The following is a 15,539-nucleotide window of genomic DNA, read 5'->3' as shown; positions in this document are numbered from 1 at the left end:
TAAGCGCGTCCGCTCCCGATATGCGCTCCGTCTCCGTGCAGGGTTCTTCGCTTTCTCCACTCTTGCAACGTATAGTAGGATACGCCTAGCTGCTCGGCAGCTTTCTTGGGTCCCATCTCATCGCTCAATCTTACGGCTTCTTCTTTGAATGCTTTGTCGTATCGATTCATTGTCTCCCGTCCCCTCGTCAACTTTCATTTTATTTCATACGAGGGTATTTTTCGACTGCATTTTTATCGTATCACTCCATATATCATTTTTGCAGCGGGCATTTTGCTTATGGTGGTGATCGGAATCGTACTTAACTATGCGCGTCCTGCTTATGCCAGCACTAGCAGTTATGGGACGCAGGTAACGTCCGCTGACGGCGGTATTTATCAGCTTGAAGGAGATTTTTTTAATCCTATTTTATACTTCAACGGATTCGACTCCTATATCGAGAACGAAAATTTATATGTTCGTATCCGGCAACGCGTGGTTTCTTTTTGGAGGAAGGATTCTTCGCAGAACGGATTCTTTCATTTTGCTATCGACACGAGCGGCCAGAAGGTACGCGCCATCTATGTGGTTGGTTCGTCCAAAGAAGAAACTAAATTACTTTGGCGTGAGAGTATGGCTGCAGTCGAGTGACCGGCTCCACTTGCGTTAATGGAATACAGAGAGGCCATTTCTGATTGCAGAAATGAAGTATTCGATGCGAGAAGGAGGATGCTATGTTCTGGAATATGTCAAAAAGGAAAACGCAGCTGTGTCAGCCCGAGTGGATGGTTCTTATAGAGCATATGGAATAATTAGAGACAATGGTGTAATCGAGTGGGTAGGAATAACGCTGCTTACTGATTGATAGGAGCAGTAAAATGGAATGGAAGCATATTGTGCTTGAGGCGAATTGTTTCTACGATGAGAATGCCAATCTAAAATGTAGCCGATCCACAATTATTACTCCTACACGCCTATAGGAGTGCTCCTATGTAAAAAAGGGAGTGCTCCTGCTGCAGATTAGGCATTCCCCCGACCACTACGAGTCTTTACAATAGCCCTAGGAAGGCGAAAGTGATCGGTCGGAACCGGATCGCGAGGGGGAATGTGAAGTTGGAAAACAAAATCTTGAGGGTAATATCTCTTTTTGATGAGGGCGTAGTTCTTGCGGGACATCTGCACGCCGCACAGCAGCGTATCGCAGATCGATGGAGAGAGCTCAGTGAGCTTGTGCGGAGAGTGGGTACTGCGGCTTTATTGCCCGCTGTGATGTTTTCGGTTGTGTATGCTGTTTGTTTTGCTTCAATAGCAGGTCCGGTCCAAATAGGATTTCTGTTTGCCGGGACGATGATTATGGTGACTTTTATCAGACATGCGACGGATCGCCGGGTTCGTGGCGAATTGCTGGCTCATACCCAACAGTTGGCGGCTCAAGCCCCAGCGGAGCAAATGCTCAACAAGCTCATGCTGGAGGTACAGGAGGCAGAGCGAAAACGAATCGCCGCCGATCTGCACGACACGACCATGCAGGATCTGTTCTTTTTAAAACGGAAGCTGGCCTGCCTGCTTGGTACCTATATGATGAGTGACGAAGATGAAAAGCAGTTGCAAAGCTTGCTTCATTTTGTAGAGATGATTAACGTCGGCCTCCGGCAAAATTGCTTTGAGCTGGACCCTTATCTGCTGCAAGAAACCAGCTTGGCGAACATGATCAACATGTATCTGGATAAAGAGCGCGTCAATGAACAATTTCAAATTGATTTTGAAGCAGATGAGGCCTTGTTCGCCAACGACCACGACGTACAGCTTAAAAAGCATTTGTTTCGGGTCGTTCAAGAGCTGCTGAACAATGCGAAAAAGCATTCGCAGGCATCCCGGGTAAGCTTCCGGTTAAGGGAAAGCGCAGGGCAATTGGTGTTGAGCTACAAAGATAACGGCGTCGGTTTTGAAGAAAATAAAGCGAAGCGGGGTATGGGCTTATATGGGAAGGGCATTGAGCAGCTGAAAGGGAGAATCAGTCATCTGCATGGACAAGCCCGGTTAGAAACAGGAAAAGAGCAGGGAGTGCAATGGACGATTACGCTCCCTGCTCAGACCGTGTGAAATAACAACGTCAGGTCTTGTGATGGTGTATCCGAATTAGACTATCCCGTAAAGATAGAATATTTGATTTTTTCCAATAAATCAGAATGGTGATTTTGCAGCCAACTCAGATAGATTTCGTTAAACAGGTAATTTCCATGTGTGTAGTAAAAAATTTCTTCACCGGACGTGTGGTAAAAAATCGCTTCAGATTTATGAGCTTGTATAATTGAAAAAACAATTTCATACATCTTTTTATCCGCCGCATCTTGATATTCATTGAATTTATGGAAATCAAAAGATACCGTTTCTTGATAAACAAAGTCATGCTCAAGGAAAATGGTTTCATAGGAATGTGCGGGATGACCTGGCGGATACTTATTCTCATGGATGCAGATATTTAAACCAATATTTAACGAAAACTCATCGCTCACACCTGTAAGATGTTGCATATGTACATAGCGGAAATCAAGATTTTGTTTTGCAAGTAAATCGCTTAGCCAAAGCTGACTGGTTTGATTTCCCTTGGTTTTTAAGGAATACTCCATAAAGCACCTCCGTTTTATGGGAATATGGATATAACATCACCATTTTTCGTGACGGCTAGAACCTCTTCCAAACCAGCAATTTCCCACTGTTTGAATTGTTCAAGCAGAGCTGAAGTATCTCCAGACCAATTCTTTAAATTAATCACAACGTTCTTGGTTTGTTGTTTATTTACTACTTTTTCTTGAACTTCGCTCCAGATGCCCCTTATCGTTTTATTTTCAGTAGGAGAATAGCAATCAAAAATCTTTCCTTCCACTCTGAAATCGGGATCTCTATTGGGATCAATTCCATCACTTTTTTGAATTCTAGGATTTTGTTCAACTTCGTATCCTTTTTTTGCCAGACAATCAGCTGCATCATTTTCTAATTCAAGTGATTGTTTGGTTGCATGATCAGCATTATTAGGGATTTTGGTTCTTGAACCGGAAGGAACAGCGTCAGGGTCAGGGAGTTTACTAGGTTTGATAAGTTCACTCGATTCACCCTTCCCCGCCTCCTCAGAACTCCTAAAGCTCTGCACCAGCTCGCTCGCGTCCCGTCCCGTGTGACTGGCTCCATTATACAGCACCGAACTGGCGTGTCCAACAATAGCAGCGCCGGCCACATTCAAACCAACCCCGGCAATGGCCCCGATTCCCGTTGCATCCAGCGCCAGACCGGCGCCCGCCACAGCAGCGCCTGCAACGCCTTCGGCCAAACCTGCGATTTCCGAGACGATGTCGCCGACGATTTTTCCGGCTATGTACGATTTGCGGTGCTCAGTCCCGGATTCGCTTTCCATGAGACCAAAGCTGAAGTTCTCCACGACGGCGTCGGCAGCGCCTTCCACAAAGGAACCGACGCGTGAGCTTTCCAGCGCTGCGATCGCTTCGCTTGCACAGTCTTCGATAAAGTCAAGCGCCTGATCTTTGACGTACAAGGCTCCGGCCACGATCTCGATCGTTTCACCTACGGTGTCCTTGATCAGCTTCGATGCTGCGGATTCGAATTGATCAGCGGTATCGTGAGCGAAGTCTTCCAGTTTCGTAACGCCGGAAGCAATGCTGCCGAACGCGGAATTCCACCAATGGCGATTGTCTTGTGCCGGTTGAGCTTGGGGATTCGCCAGCAAGGAGGCTTGCTTCTGAACGTCGCTTTCCGATTGCTGGTACCGTTCAACAGCTTGGTTGATTTCCAATTGCAAGCGCTTCATGCGATCTTCCAGCTGTTGCACGTCGCGATTTGCTGCTTGTAGTCTGTACCCGACGCTGCGACGTGCGGAAATGGCTGAATCGAGATAGGAGGTCAATGAAGATAAACTGCCGGTCAAGTCGACCAGCTTGTTGATCTGTTGGCCGACATCGCCATTGAGCTGTCGGATGACGCCCGGATCGAGTTTGATAGCGGACAAAATCTTCACCTCTGTCTAAAAAAGTAGATGATCTGGATTATATCATAAATGCTGTAAAATATTAATTACAAGATAAAGATAATATACATAATTTCACAACATTTAACAAATCCTAATTTCACGCCGCGTAAACGTGCCAAAATGGTGAATTTCCTCACCTTCTGCGTTTTATTGCAGGAATTTTGCGGATATCGACGAATTTTACATATAAATTCACTTCAAGAAGGGGGATTTCTTTATGCGATATTTGTTTTGCCAGTACGTGACGATTGTAGATATGAATGACGAGCTGTTATCGGAAGTGCTGTACGAGCACGGGGAATACGATTCTCCTGCGCTGTCCATCGGCGCATCAGTCACCACGTATCAACTGGGCTTAAAGGAATTCTCGGTCGTGTACGACAAGCGCGAAGGCAAGACGACGCGCGCCAAGGTCGTCGATATTGAGATCGATTTGATCAAGCATCCGACGGTGACCCGCGTCTTTATGGAGCCGGTGAAGCTGATTGTCGGCCAGCACGATATCGGCCAAGTGGATTAATTGCCAGAACAAAGGAGAACGGCCGGGATGAAAATGTTTGTGCTGCTGGGCAGCCTGAATGCGTTTCTCGCGGTGGCGCTGGGCGCCTTCGGCGCGCACGCGCTCAAGGGCAAGCTGTCCGAGGACATGCTCAGCGTGTATCACACGGGTGTACAGTACCATATGATTCATGCGCTGGGCTTGATTCTGATCGCGCTGGTCGCGGATAAGCTTGGCGGTTCCAGCTCGCTCGTTCATGTATCGGGCTGGGCGATTCTGATCGGCATAGTGCTGTTTTCGGGCAGCTTGTATGCGCTGAGCCTGTCGGGCATCAAGGTGCTGGGCGCGATTACGCCGCTGGGCGGCGTGAGCTTTTTGCTGGGATGGATTTTGCTGGCGGTTGCGGCTTACAAAGGGTAAGTGGCAGGGCGTCAGGCGGACTGGAAGGAGTCGGGGCATCCCGGCTCTTTTTTGTTTTATTTTGCTCGGCAGCAGGAAAATCCTTGTAAGGTGTAGAAAGAGTAACACGACTTGAATCGATCATTCTTCCTCACACGAAAGGACGGGAAGCATGGCTGAACTAAGAGACAATCCATCAGAGGCGTGCGAGACAGGTCCGCTGGAGCTGGCGTTTTTGCAGAACGAAGAACTGTTTCGGCACGCCTTCGGATACGCGGCCATCGGGATGGCGCTGGTGGGTCTTGACGGCAGACTGCTCAAGGTGAATCCGTCGTTTTGCGAGCTGGTCGGCTACACGGAGGAGGAGCTGCTGGCGCTGCATTTTCAGGAAATTACCCACCACGAGGATGTGGAGGGTGATGTGCGACTGCTGGAGCAAACGCTTGCGGGCGAACGCCGCTCTTATCAGATGGAGAAGCGCTATGTGAGCAAGCAGGGGCTTTCCGTGTGGGTCATTCTGAATGCCTGGCTTGTCCGCGATGAGTCGGGAGCGCCGCTGTATTTTGTCGCGCAGGTTCAGGATATTACGAGCCGCAAGCAGACGGAGCGGGAGCTGGAGGAAAGCCGGCTGCGTTACGATTCGCTGCTGCAGCACAATCCCGATATGATCTGCACGCTGGATGAAGCGACCGGCAAGCTGCTGAGCATCAATCCGGCCGCGCTGGAGATTACCGGGTACAGCCAGGAGGAGCTGCTGAACCGCTCGTTTCTGCCCTGTATGGCGGCAGAGGACTGGCCGCGGGTCTGGAAGCTGTTTGCCAAAGCCCGTCAAGGGCTGATCGATTCGGCAGAAATCTCGCTGCTGCACAAGCTGGGCGATGTGATTACGCTGGAAGTCAGCTGTGTGCCGATCTGGAACCGCGAGCAGCTGCAGGGCATTCATCTGATTGCCCGAGATATCACCAAGCGCAAGTCGACGGAGCGGACGATCGAACGGCTGCATGACAAAAACCGGCTGATCCTGAACGCGGTTTCCGACGGGATTTTTGGCATTGACGAGCAGCAGGGAACGATTTTCTGGAACGATGCCGCTGAGCGGCTGACCGGCTATTCGCATGGCGAGATGCTGGGGAAAAACGCATACCGCTTGCTTACGCGCGACCAGACGGACGATCGAGAAGGCTCGCCGCTTGCGCGCAGCATGCTGGAGGGCGCTTATTACCATATCGCCAATGAAGTGTTTTGCAGAAAAGACGGAGAAACGTTTCCCGTGGAGTATATGGTTTGCCCGATTTATGAGCACGGACAAGTGATAGGGGGCGTTGTAACGTTTAAAGATATCACCGAACGGCAGAAAACGGAGGAGCTGCTGCGCAAATCCGAAAAGCTGTCGGTTGTCGGCCAGATGGCGGCCGGGGTTGCCCACGAAATTCGCAATCCGCTGACTTCGGTGAAGGGCTTCCTGCAATTTATGCAGTCGGGAGCCAGCAGCAAGCAGGAATATTACGATATTATGTTGTCCGAGCTGGGGCGCATTGAAATGATTATCACGGAAATGCTCGTGCTCGCCAAGCCGCAGGTGCTTCGCTACCAGCCGTGCAGCATCGAGACGATTTTGCGCCAGGTGATGACGCTGCTGGAGACGCAGGCCATTCTCAGCGATATTCAATTCCGCATGGTCATTGAACGCGGACTGCCGCTGGTGCTGTGTGAGGAAAATCAGCTCAAGCAGGTGTTCGTCAACCTGATTCGCAACGCGATGGAAGCGATGCCGGACGGAGGACAAATCGATGTGCGGGTAGGGCTGGACGATACGGGGCGCGTGAATATCGCGCTCAAGGACCGCGGCTGCGGCATTCCGCCGGAGCGGCTGTCGAAGCTGGGCGAGCCGTTCTACACGACCAAGGAGAAGGGAACCGGGCTCGGCATGATGATTACGTATAAAATTATCGAAGATCACAAGGGAACGATGCATATCGAAAGCAGTGTGGGCAAAGGTACCGTTGTCAGCATCACACTTCCGGTTACAGGCGATTAGCAGCGAAGGAGGACATCATGTGAGAAAAAAGGTGTATATAGGCGGGTATATCGTCCTCGTCTTATTCGGCAGCCTGTTTATAAAGCCTTTTGCAGCCTGGATTTGTATTGTCGCCTCCCTGGTTTTGCTGGCGCTGCTCACCGGCGGTCCGCGCAAGGCGGACCCGGCTGCCGCGGCCGGCAGACCTGACGAAGCCGCCGAGCGGCAAAACGAGCAGGAAACGTTGGCGCACCGGCTGCAGGATGCCGAGCAAATCGTCAATTCGCTGCTCGATCACAATCCGAATGCGATTGGCGTGTTTGATCCGCTGGGCAATTTCGTCAGGCTCAACAGCACGGCCGAGACGATGCTGGGTTATTCGTCGTCGGAGCTGGTGCAGCTGCCGCTGGTGACGTTTATTGCGCAAGAGCATCTTGTGGGTGCGCTGGAGCATCTGGAGCAGGTCAAGAACGGCCTGCCGTCGCGTTTTGAAACCGCGGTCATTCACCGCAGCGGCTATCGCGTCGACCTGCACGTTACAGCGGTCCCGATTGTATCCGGCTCCGAAGCGGGCGGTAGCGTGTTGATTTGCGAGGACATTACCGAGCGCAAGCGGGTGGACGAGCAAAACCGCTATATGGCGTATTACGACGATATGACGGGCCTGCCGAACCGCCGCTTGTTCCGCGACCATCTGAACGAAACGCTGGCGATGAGCCGCATGATGGAACGGAAAATCGCCGTGTTCTATCTCGATATCGACCGCTTCAAGCTCGTTAACGACAGCTTTGGCCACGATTACGGCAATATGCTGCTGATGCAGCTGGCTGAGCGGTTTACGCGCTGCATTACGGAAAATGACTTCTTGGCCCATACGGAGGGCGACGAATTTGCTTTTTTCTTCACCAATGTCTCCGATTATAACGGCGCGCTGGCGATTGTCGCTTCCATTAACAGGGTGCTGGAGGAGCCGTTCGTGCTGGAGCAATACGAGCTTCACATTACAGCAAGCATCGGGATTGCGATTTCCGGAGATGACGAAGACGCCGATATGATGATGAAATACGCCGACATCGCCTTGGCGCGGGCGAAGGAGAAAGGGCGCAACGACTTCCAGATTTTCAATGCCGACATGCGTTCGGTTTCGCTCAATCGGCTGCGGCTGGAAAGCGAGCTGCGCAAGGCGATAACGAACGATGAATTCATCCTGTACTATCAGCCGCAGGTCGATATCGATACGGGGCGGATCGTCGGGACGGAGGCGCTGATTCGCTGGAACCACCCGGAACGCGGCATTGTCGCGCCGAATCAGTTCATTCCGTTCGCCGAGGAGTCCGGCTTGATCGTGCCGATCGGCGAATGGGTGCTACGGGCAGCCTGCAAGCAGAACAAGCTGTGGCAGGACATGGGCTTCCCGCCGATTCCGATTTCTGTCAACCTGTCGGTACGGCAGTTTTTCCAGCATAACCTGAAGGGCAAAATCGATCAGGTGCTGCAGCAGACGGGCCTTGATCCGCAATATCTGGAGCTGGAAATTACCGAAAGCATGACGATGGACGTCGATCACGCGATTCAATCGCTGCTGGAGCTCAAGCAGCTTGGCGTTCATGTGAGCATCGACGATTTCGGAACGGGCTACAGCTCCTTGTATTACTTGAAAAAGTTCCCGATCGACAAGCTGAAAATCGACCGCTCCTTTGTGCGCGACATTATGGTCGATCCGAACGACGCGGCGATTGTCGCTACGATTATCGCCATGACGCATCACCTGAATCTCAAGGTGATCGCCGAAGGCGTGGAGACGGAGGATCAGCTGCGCTTCCTGCACGAAAACCGCTGCAACGAGGTGCAGGGCTACTGGTTCAGCCCGCCGGTCAACGCCGACACGATGGAAAGCTTGCTGACCAAAAGCATGCAGCAAACGGCCGCGGGCCGGGAAACCTAACGTTATACCAAAAAGAGACCGTTCCGTCCGCATATCCGGTATGCGGGGGAACGGTCTCTTTGGCGCAAGCAGCGGCTGCGTCAAACGTGAACTACGTTACAGACTGAAATCCTCGATTTCGTTGATCTTGAACAAATATACTTTCTTCTCGTCGACATGATAGACCGTGACGTTCTGCGAGGCCGCGTCGAAGTTCAAAATTCGGCAGGGCATGTTCAGCCGCACGCCTTTGCCTTTTACTACGGTCAGACGAATCAGCGTGTTGTTAAGCTTGAATTGCTCCAATACCTTGCCCATCGTCTCGTCGGACGACGCAGCGGCAGGCGCCGGAGCGCTGGCCGGCTTCTTGACCGCATCTTTCCTGGCCGGAGCGGCTTCGGCGGGCTTGGCTTCGGTCGGTTTGCGGGAGGCGTCCGGCAGCTTGATCGGTGTCTGGGAGTCGCTATAGGCTTCCAGGTTCGCTTCGATGATCTTGCCGAGCGTCACGCCGCTATTTATTTGATAATCCTTGACGCCGGACGAATGAAGAAGCTGAAGCAGCTTCTCCAAAGCAAGGCCATTTGAAGCCGATTCAATAAAAATGTCGACATTGAAGAGATGCCCCTTGCGGCCGGGCATTGATTGGTCCTTATCCATGATGGCCTCCGAGCTGCGAACAATATTTATTGTACTACTATACCATGAAAGACCAGGCAAACATAGCGTTGCCCACGTACTGCCAAGAAAAAATCGGTTTCATTTGAACGTTGCCGCCGATTTTTCAAGCATTTTCCAAAAAGCTCGCGGCTCGCGCTACACCGAACAAGATGCGGCGGCATATACTACGGTAAATCTGCAAAGAGGAGCTGATCTTGGCATGATGCGCGTAGAACCTCTGGTCCTTGACGGACATACCGCCATTGCGATTGAGGTCAAGTTGCCGAAAACGACCTTGCTGGTCGTCACGACGAATAAAGGCTACATCATGTGCGGAGCGTTGGATGTGGGCCTCTTGAATGAAAGGCTGCGCGACCGCGAGATTGTAGCGGCCCGGGCCGTGGGGGTCCGCACGATTGAGGAGCTGCTCGCTGCACCGCTGGAATCGGTGACGCACACGGCTGAGGCAGCGGGCATTGTGGCCGGCATGACGGGCCGCGAAGCGATTTTGAAAATGATGTGAACGCGCCGGACAGGCGACGTGCATATGGCGATAACACGGGTGGCACCGGGCCTGCGGGCTTGGGTGCCATTTTTGTGTGGAATTTGCAGGAAAGCTGATAACGTTTTCCGAAAAAATTCGGCAGATTCAGGTTGGAATCCTGATACTTTTGGTTGTGAAACTGCAAGTGGAAATCGAGCTGACCCTCTATAATATAGCTTGAAGGCTAAAGACACCAGGAGGGTGACCGTACGATGGGTATAGAGAAAAAATTTACGCTTTGGGCGCTATCATGGCCCATTTTTATCGAAATGTTCTTGCAATTCCTGCTTGGGACGGCCGATACGCTGATGGTCAGCCGAGTTTCCGATGATGCGGTTGCTGTGGTCGGCATCTCCAACCAGCTGTTTTCGGCAATGATTATCGTCATTATGACGATTGCTGGCGGGGCTGGAGTACTGATTGCCCAGAGGTTTGGAGCGCGAAAAACAGAAGATGCTCGCAAAATTGCGGTGATGGCGATTAATTTCTCCATCATCGTCGGTACGGTGCTCAGCGTCGTGCTAGTATCCGGCACGAGCTGGATTACGAAGCTGCTGCAGCTGCCCGACGAATTGAAGCCGCTGGCGGCGACGTATATTTCCATCGTAGGCGGCGGCATGGTGCTGACCTCGCTGATGACAAGCCTCAGCACGGTCATTCGCAACACCGGCAATACGCGCGGTCCGATGTATATTGCGTTTGGCATGAATGTGGTGCACATTGTGATGAACTACTGCTTTATTTTCGGAGCGCTTGGTTTCCCGAAATGGGGACTGACCGGCGTAGCGATTTCTACCCTGACCAGCCGGACGCTGGCGACCGTGGTGCTGCTCGGCCTGTTTCTGTTTGCGTTCGAGCGCAGGCTGGAGTGGCGCGACATCTGGACTTTCGACCGCAAGCTGTTCAAGGAAGTGCTGCGGATCGGCTGGCCAATGGGCATCAATATGGCGTCGTGGATGCTGACGCAGCTGCTGATCTACATGTTTATTGCGATGATCGGCGCGAAGGAGCTGGCCGCAAGGACCTATATGAACTCGCTGGAGTCGTTTTGCTTTATGCTCGGCTATTCGATTGCGATGGGCGTGCAGATTCAGATTGCTCATCTGTTCGGGGCCGGACGCACGCGGGAGGCTTACGCGGCGGCTTATCGCGCGCTCTGGATCGGCTTGTCGGTGGTGACGCTGAACGCGCTGCTGCTGTTCATTTTTGGCCGTCAGGTGCTGACCTTGTTCACATCCGACCCGCAAATCATCGAAATTGGCATTACGCTGCTGGTGCTGAATTTGATCCTGCAGCCGTGCAAGATGCTGAACATGGGCATGGGCGGCGCGCTGACGGCGGTTGGCGATACGCGCTTCCTGATGGTATCGGCGTTAAGCTCAATGTGGATCATTGCCGCGGGACTGTCCTATGTGCTGGGGGTTGAGCTGAAATGGGGCGTAATCGGCATTTATATTGCGATGATCAGCGACGAGTTTCTGCGCGGTGTATTTATTGTCCCGAGGTGGATGAGTCGCAAGTATTTGAACCGAGCGGACCGCGAGCGTGAGCGGCAGGCGCAGTCGTGCGGCGGAGCGATGGCGCTGGAGGCGTAGCAAAATGCCCATAAAAAATGACCCCTCTCTCCACTTAACTGTGGATTTTGGGGTCATTTTTGGGTTATTCCTTATGCTGCAAATACCACTTTATTCCAACAAATCCAATAAGAAACTGAATAAACGCTTCTGCATCTGACGATTCCTCTGTAAAGTTTGTTATAAGTTATATTGCGTGTTCAATCGATCGTTGATAACGCTAGACGATCCACCCGATCTTGTATAGAGAATTTCACTGCCTGCTACCCCGTCCTGATCAAAGATGCCCATGAGGCTCCAGTTGCTGCTACCCGTGGAATAACTGCTGGTCGAGCCTGTTTTTTCATGCAAAATTTTAATGCTGGTGCCCATGTTAAAAGCGATTTCATTGCCCGCTTTCCCGTCGAGATCGGCAATGCCGCCAGCCAGCAGCACCCAGTTGCTGCCGATATAGTGATCTGCCGTTGTCCCCGTCTTATCGTGCAGCACGCGAATCGTCCCGTTAATGTTAAAGGCCATCTCTGCACCGGCAACGCCGTCCAGATCGGCGATCCCGCCTTGCAGCAAGGACCAGTTGCTGCCGATGCTATAGCTGCTGCTGGTGCCTTTTTTATCATGGACAATTTTGACCGTACCATTAATATTGAAGGCCAAGTCGACGCCGTTATCGCCATCCATATCGGCTGCTCCCATAAAATACCACGTTCCGGCAATCGCGTAGGAGCGCGATGCGGAGCTGTTCATTTCTTTGATTTGGATCGAAGACCCTGTATTATAAACCAGCTCGTTGACGCCGTCTCCGTCCGTATCCCATGCCCCCATATAAATGTTGGTTGCGGCAAAGCCCGCAGGAGCCAAACTGAACACGAGTACGGCTGCTAACAATAAACTGAATACACTTTTCTTCATCAACAATTCCTCCTTTTGAGTAGGTCCGTCCCTGACGGACGGAGTAAGCGTGTTGTTGCGATTGATTTTGTAGGCGGCCGCCTTCTTTTCTAATATTAAGGTGAAAAATCTGGTCAGGATAGTCTTAATTTCCAATTAAGACTACGAAAAGGGCTCTATGAAAGCCTGATATCGAATCTAAGACTATCTCGAAACGACGTTTTTCGTTTTTAACCTATTTTCCAATTCAGGATAAGCATGAACAATTTGGGGCTTGAATAGCAGAGGGTCGACGTTTACAATACGGTATAGACCCGTTCCAAATCCTGCCATTATCAAGACGCGCGCGGATTTCATATCGAATTCGTTGATTGCTGACGTTGGAGACTACGAAGATGAATAAAATAACGACATTGGGGTTTATTTTTTTTGTTCCATTAATTATGCTCGTCGCGGCTGTGCATTTGCCGATGGTCGAGCCGCAACGCGGACAAACTGTAACAAATATCGAATACGCAAGGGGAGACTTTACGATTGAGCAAATCGCCCAAATTCCGTGGAACCGGGCCGATGCAGCCAGCAAAACGCAAGGAGCGAAAGACAAGACGTTATGGGTCAAGCTGCATGTACCGGCCCAGCTGCAATGCGCGTCGAATTGTCATTTATATATCCGGCAAATTTATGAAATCTATGAAGTGTATGTCGACGGTAAGACTGTGTACACGTATGGCGATTTTCAGCAGCCCCACCGATTTTACGGACGCAACCTGAACCTTATTCCTTTGGGAGCGGCCGTGCCCGGCGACATCGTCTACGTCAAGATTCATTCCGAGCTGAACAAAATAGGCATCAGAGGTACGGTGCTTGTAGCGGATCAAGCCGATATTATCGATTTTTTGTACAAAAAGAATTTTGTGCAATACGGGATCGTTTTTTTATTGATGCTGTTTTTAGCGTTGTTTTTTTTCATTTTAGGGCTGCGCCGGGGAAAAAACGGCTCTTATTTGCTGCTTGCACTTTACTTGTTTACGCATGCCGCCCATACGTGGACCAGCACCGATGTCAAATTTTTCATCTATAACGCCCCGACCTGCTGGGAATATATTCGCCAATATTGCAACGATGCGATTCCGATCGCGTTTATTTTGTTTATTCGCAGCTTTTTCGTCGAATATGCCCACAACCGGATTTTCAAATGGTGGACGAATCTTATTTTTTGCATGCACATCGTATTTCTCGGTCTTTTAATTGGCTACCAATTTAGCGAATCCGGAATCAAGCATATAACGGAAACGCTGGGTGAAATCGGGAACGTAAACTTTATAATCACCGTCATTGCCATTGTCGGCCTCACACTAAAAAAAGCCAAAGCGGATACGCGCATTTTGGCTTGGGGGCTCGTTTGTTATCTGCTTTTTAATTTATACGATAATTTCCTGAAAATCAGCAATGCGCCCTATACAGAGTCGATCGTACCGTACGGTTTATTGCTGATGATGGTCAGCATTTTATGTATTCATATCCGCAGAACGAACGAGATGTACCGCAATCAGGAGAACTATTTGCTGCAGCTGGAGCAATCCAACGAGCAGTTGGAGCGCTTGTCGGCCATGAAGGATGAGTTTCTTGCCAACACCTCGCATGAGCTGCGCACGCCGTTAAACGGCATTATCGGCATCGCGGAGTCTGTGCTGGAAAGTTTGGACGGACCTGCGGCCACGTCTGTGGAAACCACGCGCAGCAACTTGCATATGGTCGTGTCCAGCGGCAAAAGATTGCGTAATCTAGTCAACGATTTGCTGGACTTCTCCAAGCTGAAGCATCGGCAAATCGAGCTGGACCGAAAATCGGTCGATGTGGTACAGCTGATCCACACCGTGCTGTCCGTCAGCAAAACGCTCGTCAGAGGCAAGGAGCTGCAATTCGTCAATCGCACCGAGGAAGCGCTGTATGCGTACGGCGATGAAAATCGGTTGCAGCAAATTTTGTTTAATCTCGTTGGCAATGCAATCAAATTCACGGAGAAAGGTACGATTACCGTCGCAGCTCACCGGAGCGCGGCCAGGATCGAAATTCGGGTTTCCGACACGGGCATAGGCATCCCGAACGAGCAGCTGGAGCGCATTTTTCAATCGTTTGAGCAAGCGGACCGTTCCATTTCCCGCAAATACGGGGGGACGGGCCTCGGGCTGACGATCACCAAGCAGCTGGTGGAGATGCATGGCGGCGCGATCCGGGCCGAATCCGTTGCCGGTCAAGGCTCTACGTTTATATTTACGCTGCCTTTTGCGGAAGACGAGCCTGCTGCGCAGGAAGCTGCAGCGCTGCATCCGGTTTTCGTCAATGATCACGAGCAGCTCGCAGCGGTAAGCAGTCCGCGGAATCCGGACAGTCCGATTCAAATTCTGCTTGTGGAGGACGACCCGATCAACATTCAAGTCGTGCTGAATCATCTGTCGATGCACAGCTGGGGAACCGTAGTGGCGACCGACGGCTTTCAGGCGTTGGACATTGTGGCCAGCCGCCCAATTGATTTGCTGCTGCTCGATGTCATGATGCCGGGCATGTCCGGCTATGAAGTATGTGAGAAGGTGCGGGAAGTTTATGCGCCCGAAGAGCTGCCGATTCTCATGCTTTCCGCAAGGGATACAGCCGACGATATCGCACGGGGATTCGAAGCCGGGGCCAACGACTACATTAGCAAGCCATTTCTGAAAAAAGAATTGCTGGCCCGGATCGAAGCTCGTCTGTACCTGCAGGAATTGAAAAAAAGCAAATCCGTATTCACGAAAACAGAGAAGGAAATCCTGAATTACTACTATGAATATCAGGGTGAAACGCGTCGGCAAATTTTGGAACGCATCAATACGAACAGGGGACCCAATGCGATTACTGAAAAAACGCTGACCAGCCATATTACGAATATGCTCAAAAAAATAAGCGCCGACAATATTACCGATGCGGCCAAGCTGGCGAAAAGCAAAAAATGGATTTAGCTGGTTTACAAAACCTTCAA

Annotated in this window: 14 protein-coding genes; 9 read left to right on the top strand and 5 right to left on the bottom strand. The window is 51.1% G+C overall.

Annotated features, from left to right (window positions below):
- On the bottom strand, positions 1-170 hold a 170-nt coding region (locus B5M42_RS25795; RefSeq protein WP_407946119.1), incomplete at its 3' end, for a transposase.
- A 109-nt stretch (positions 171-279) separates the two neighbouring features.
- Between B5M42_RS25795 and B5M42_RS23295 the strand changes: the two genes are divergently transcribed.
- Together B5M42_RS23295 and B5M42_RS23290 are read left to right on the top strand one after the other, a co-directional pair.
- Positions 280-630, top strand: a complete 351-nt coding sequence (locus B5M42_RS23295; RefSeq protein WP_134755999.1) for a hypothetical protein — start codon at positions 280-282, stop codon at positions 628-630.
- A gap of 462 nt (positions 631-1,092) precedes the next feature.
- Complete coding sequence (locus B5M42_RS23290) at positions 1,093-2,082, top strand: sensor histidine kinase (protein ID WP_134755997.1); 990 nt, start codon at positions 1,093-1,095, stop codon at positions 2,080-2,082.
- A 41-nt stretch (positions 2,083-2,123) separates the two neighbouring features.
- Here B5M42_RS23290 and B5M42_RS23285 read toward each other — a convergent pair whose 3' ends face one another.
- On the bottom strand, positions 2,124-2,609 hold the full coding sequence (locus B5M42_RS23285; protein WP_134755995.1) for a hypothetical protein: 486 nt from the start codon (positions 2,607-2,609) through the stop codon (positions 2,124-2,126).
- A gap of 14 nt (positions 2,610-2,623) precedes the next feature.
- On the bottom strand, positions 2,624-4,000 hold the full coding sequence (locus B5M42_RS23280; RefSeq protein ID WP_209280769.1) for a CdiA C-terminal domain-containing protein: 1,377 nt from the start codon (positions 3,998-4,000) through the stop codon (positions 2,624-2,626).
- Positions 4,001-4,238: 238 nt separating this feature from the next.
- On the opposite strand from B5M42_RS23280, the gene B5M42_RS23275 reads away from it, so the two are divergent.
- From B5M42_RS23275 to B5M42_RS23260, 4 genes are all read left to right on the top strand, one after another.
- Positions 4,239-4,541: a hypothetical protein gene (locus B5M42_RS23275; protein WP_134755993.1), complete on the top strand. Its 303-nt coding sequence runs from the start codon at positions 4,239-4,241 to the stop codon at positions 4,539-4,541.
- Between the two features lie 27 nt (positions 4,542-4,568).
- Complete coding sequence (locus tag B5M42_RS23270; RefSeq protein ID WP_134755991.1) at positions 4,569-4,940, top strand: DUF423 domain-containing protein; 372 nt, start codon at positions 4,569-4,571, stop codon at positions 4,938-4,940.
- A gap of 151 nt (positions 4,941-5,091) precedes the next feature.
- Complete coding sequence (locus B5M42_RS23265; RefSeq protein WP_134755989.1) at positions 5,092-6,957, top strand: PAS domain S-box protein; 1,866 nt, start codon at positions 5,092-5,094, stop codon at positions 6,955-6,957.
- A 19-nt stretch (positions 6,958-6,976) separates the two neighbouring features.
- Positions 6,977-8,881, top strand: a complete 1,905-nt coding sequence (locus B5M42_RS23260; RefSeq protein ID WP_209280768.1) for a putative bifunctional diguanylate cyclase/phosphodiesterase — start codon at positions 6,977-6,979, stop codon at positions 8,879-8,881.
- Between the two features lie 96 nt (positions 8,882-8,977).
- Here B5M42_RS23260 and B5M42_RS23255 read toward each other — a convergent pair whose 3' ends face one another.
- Positions 8,978-9,517 carry a hypothetical protein gene (locus tag B5M42_RS23255; RefSeq protein ID WP_230633160.1) on the bottom strand — a complete coding sequence of 180 codons (540 nt, stop codon included), beginning with the start codon at positions 9,515-9,517 and terminating at the stop codon, positions 8,978-8,980.
- A gap of 220 nt (positions 9,518-9,737) precedes the next feature.
- Between B5M42_RS23255 and B5M42_RS23250 the strand changes: the two genes are divergently transcribed.
- Both B5M42_RS23250 and B5M42_RS23245 read left to right on the top strand, forming a co-directional pair.
- Complete coding sequence (locus B5M42_RS23250) at positions 9,738-10,040, top strand: YunC family protein (protein WP_134755987.1); 303 nt, start codon at positions 9,738-9,740, stop codon at positions 10,038-10,040.
- A gap of 233 nt (positions 10,041-10,273) precedes the next feature.
- Positions 10,274-11,656, top strand: a complete 1,383-nt coding sequence (locus B5M42_RS23245) for an MATE family efflux transporter (protein WP_134755986.1) — start codon at positions 10,274-10,276, stop codon at positions 11,654-11,656.
- A 159-nt stretch (positions 11,657-11,815) separates the two neighbouring features.
- On the opposite strand, the gene B5M42_RS23240 is transcribed toward B5M42_RS23245, so the two are convergent.
- Positions 11,816-12,544, bottom strand: a complete 729-nt coding sequence (locus tag B5M42_RS23240; protein ID WP_134755983.1) for a PA5033 family protein — start codon at positions 12,542-12,544, stop codon at positions 11,816-11,818.
- A gap of 374 nt (positions 12,545-12,918) precedes the next feature.
- Here B5M42_RS23240 and B5M42_RS23235 point away from each other — a divergent pair, with 374 nt between their 5' ends.
- Positions 12,919-15,519 carry an ATP-binding protein gene (locus B5M42_RS23235; RefSeq protein ID WP_134755981.1) on the top strand — a complete coding sequence of 867 codons (2,601 nt, stop codon included), beginning with the start codon at positions 12,919-12,921 and terminating at the stop codon, positions 15,517-15,519.
- Positions 15,520-15,539 lie beyond the last annotated feature (20 nt).

Origin of the sequence: Paenibacillus athensensis, from assembly GCF_004514475.2 — a bacterium.
GTDB lineage: Bacteria > Bacillota > Bacilli > Paenibacillales > NBRC-103111 > Paenibacillus_AL > Paenibacillus_AL athensensis.
Note: the sequence above shows the minus strand (reverse complement) of the source record. Positions and strands in the feature narration are given on the sequence as shown.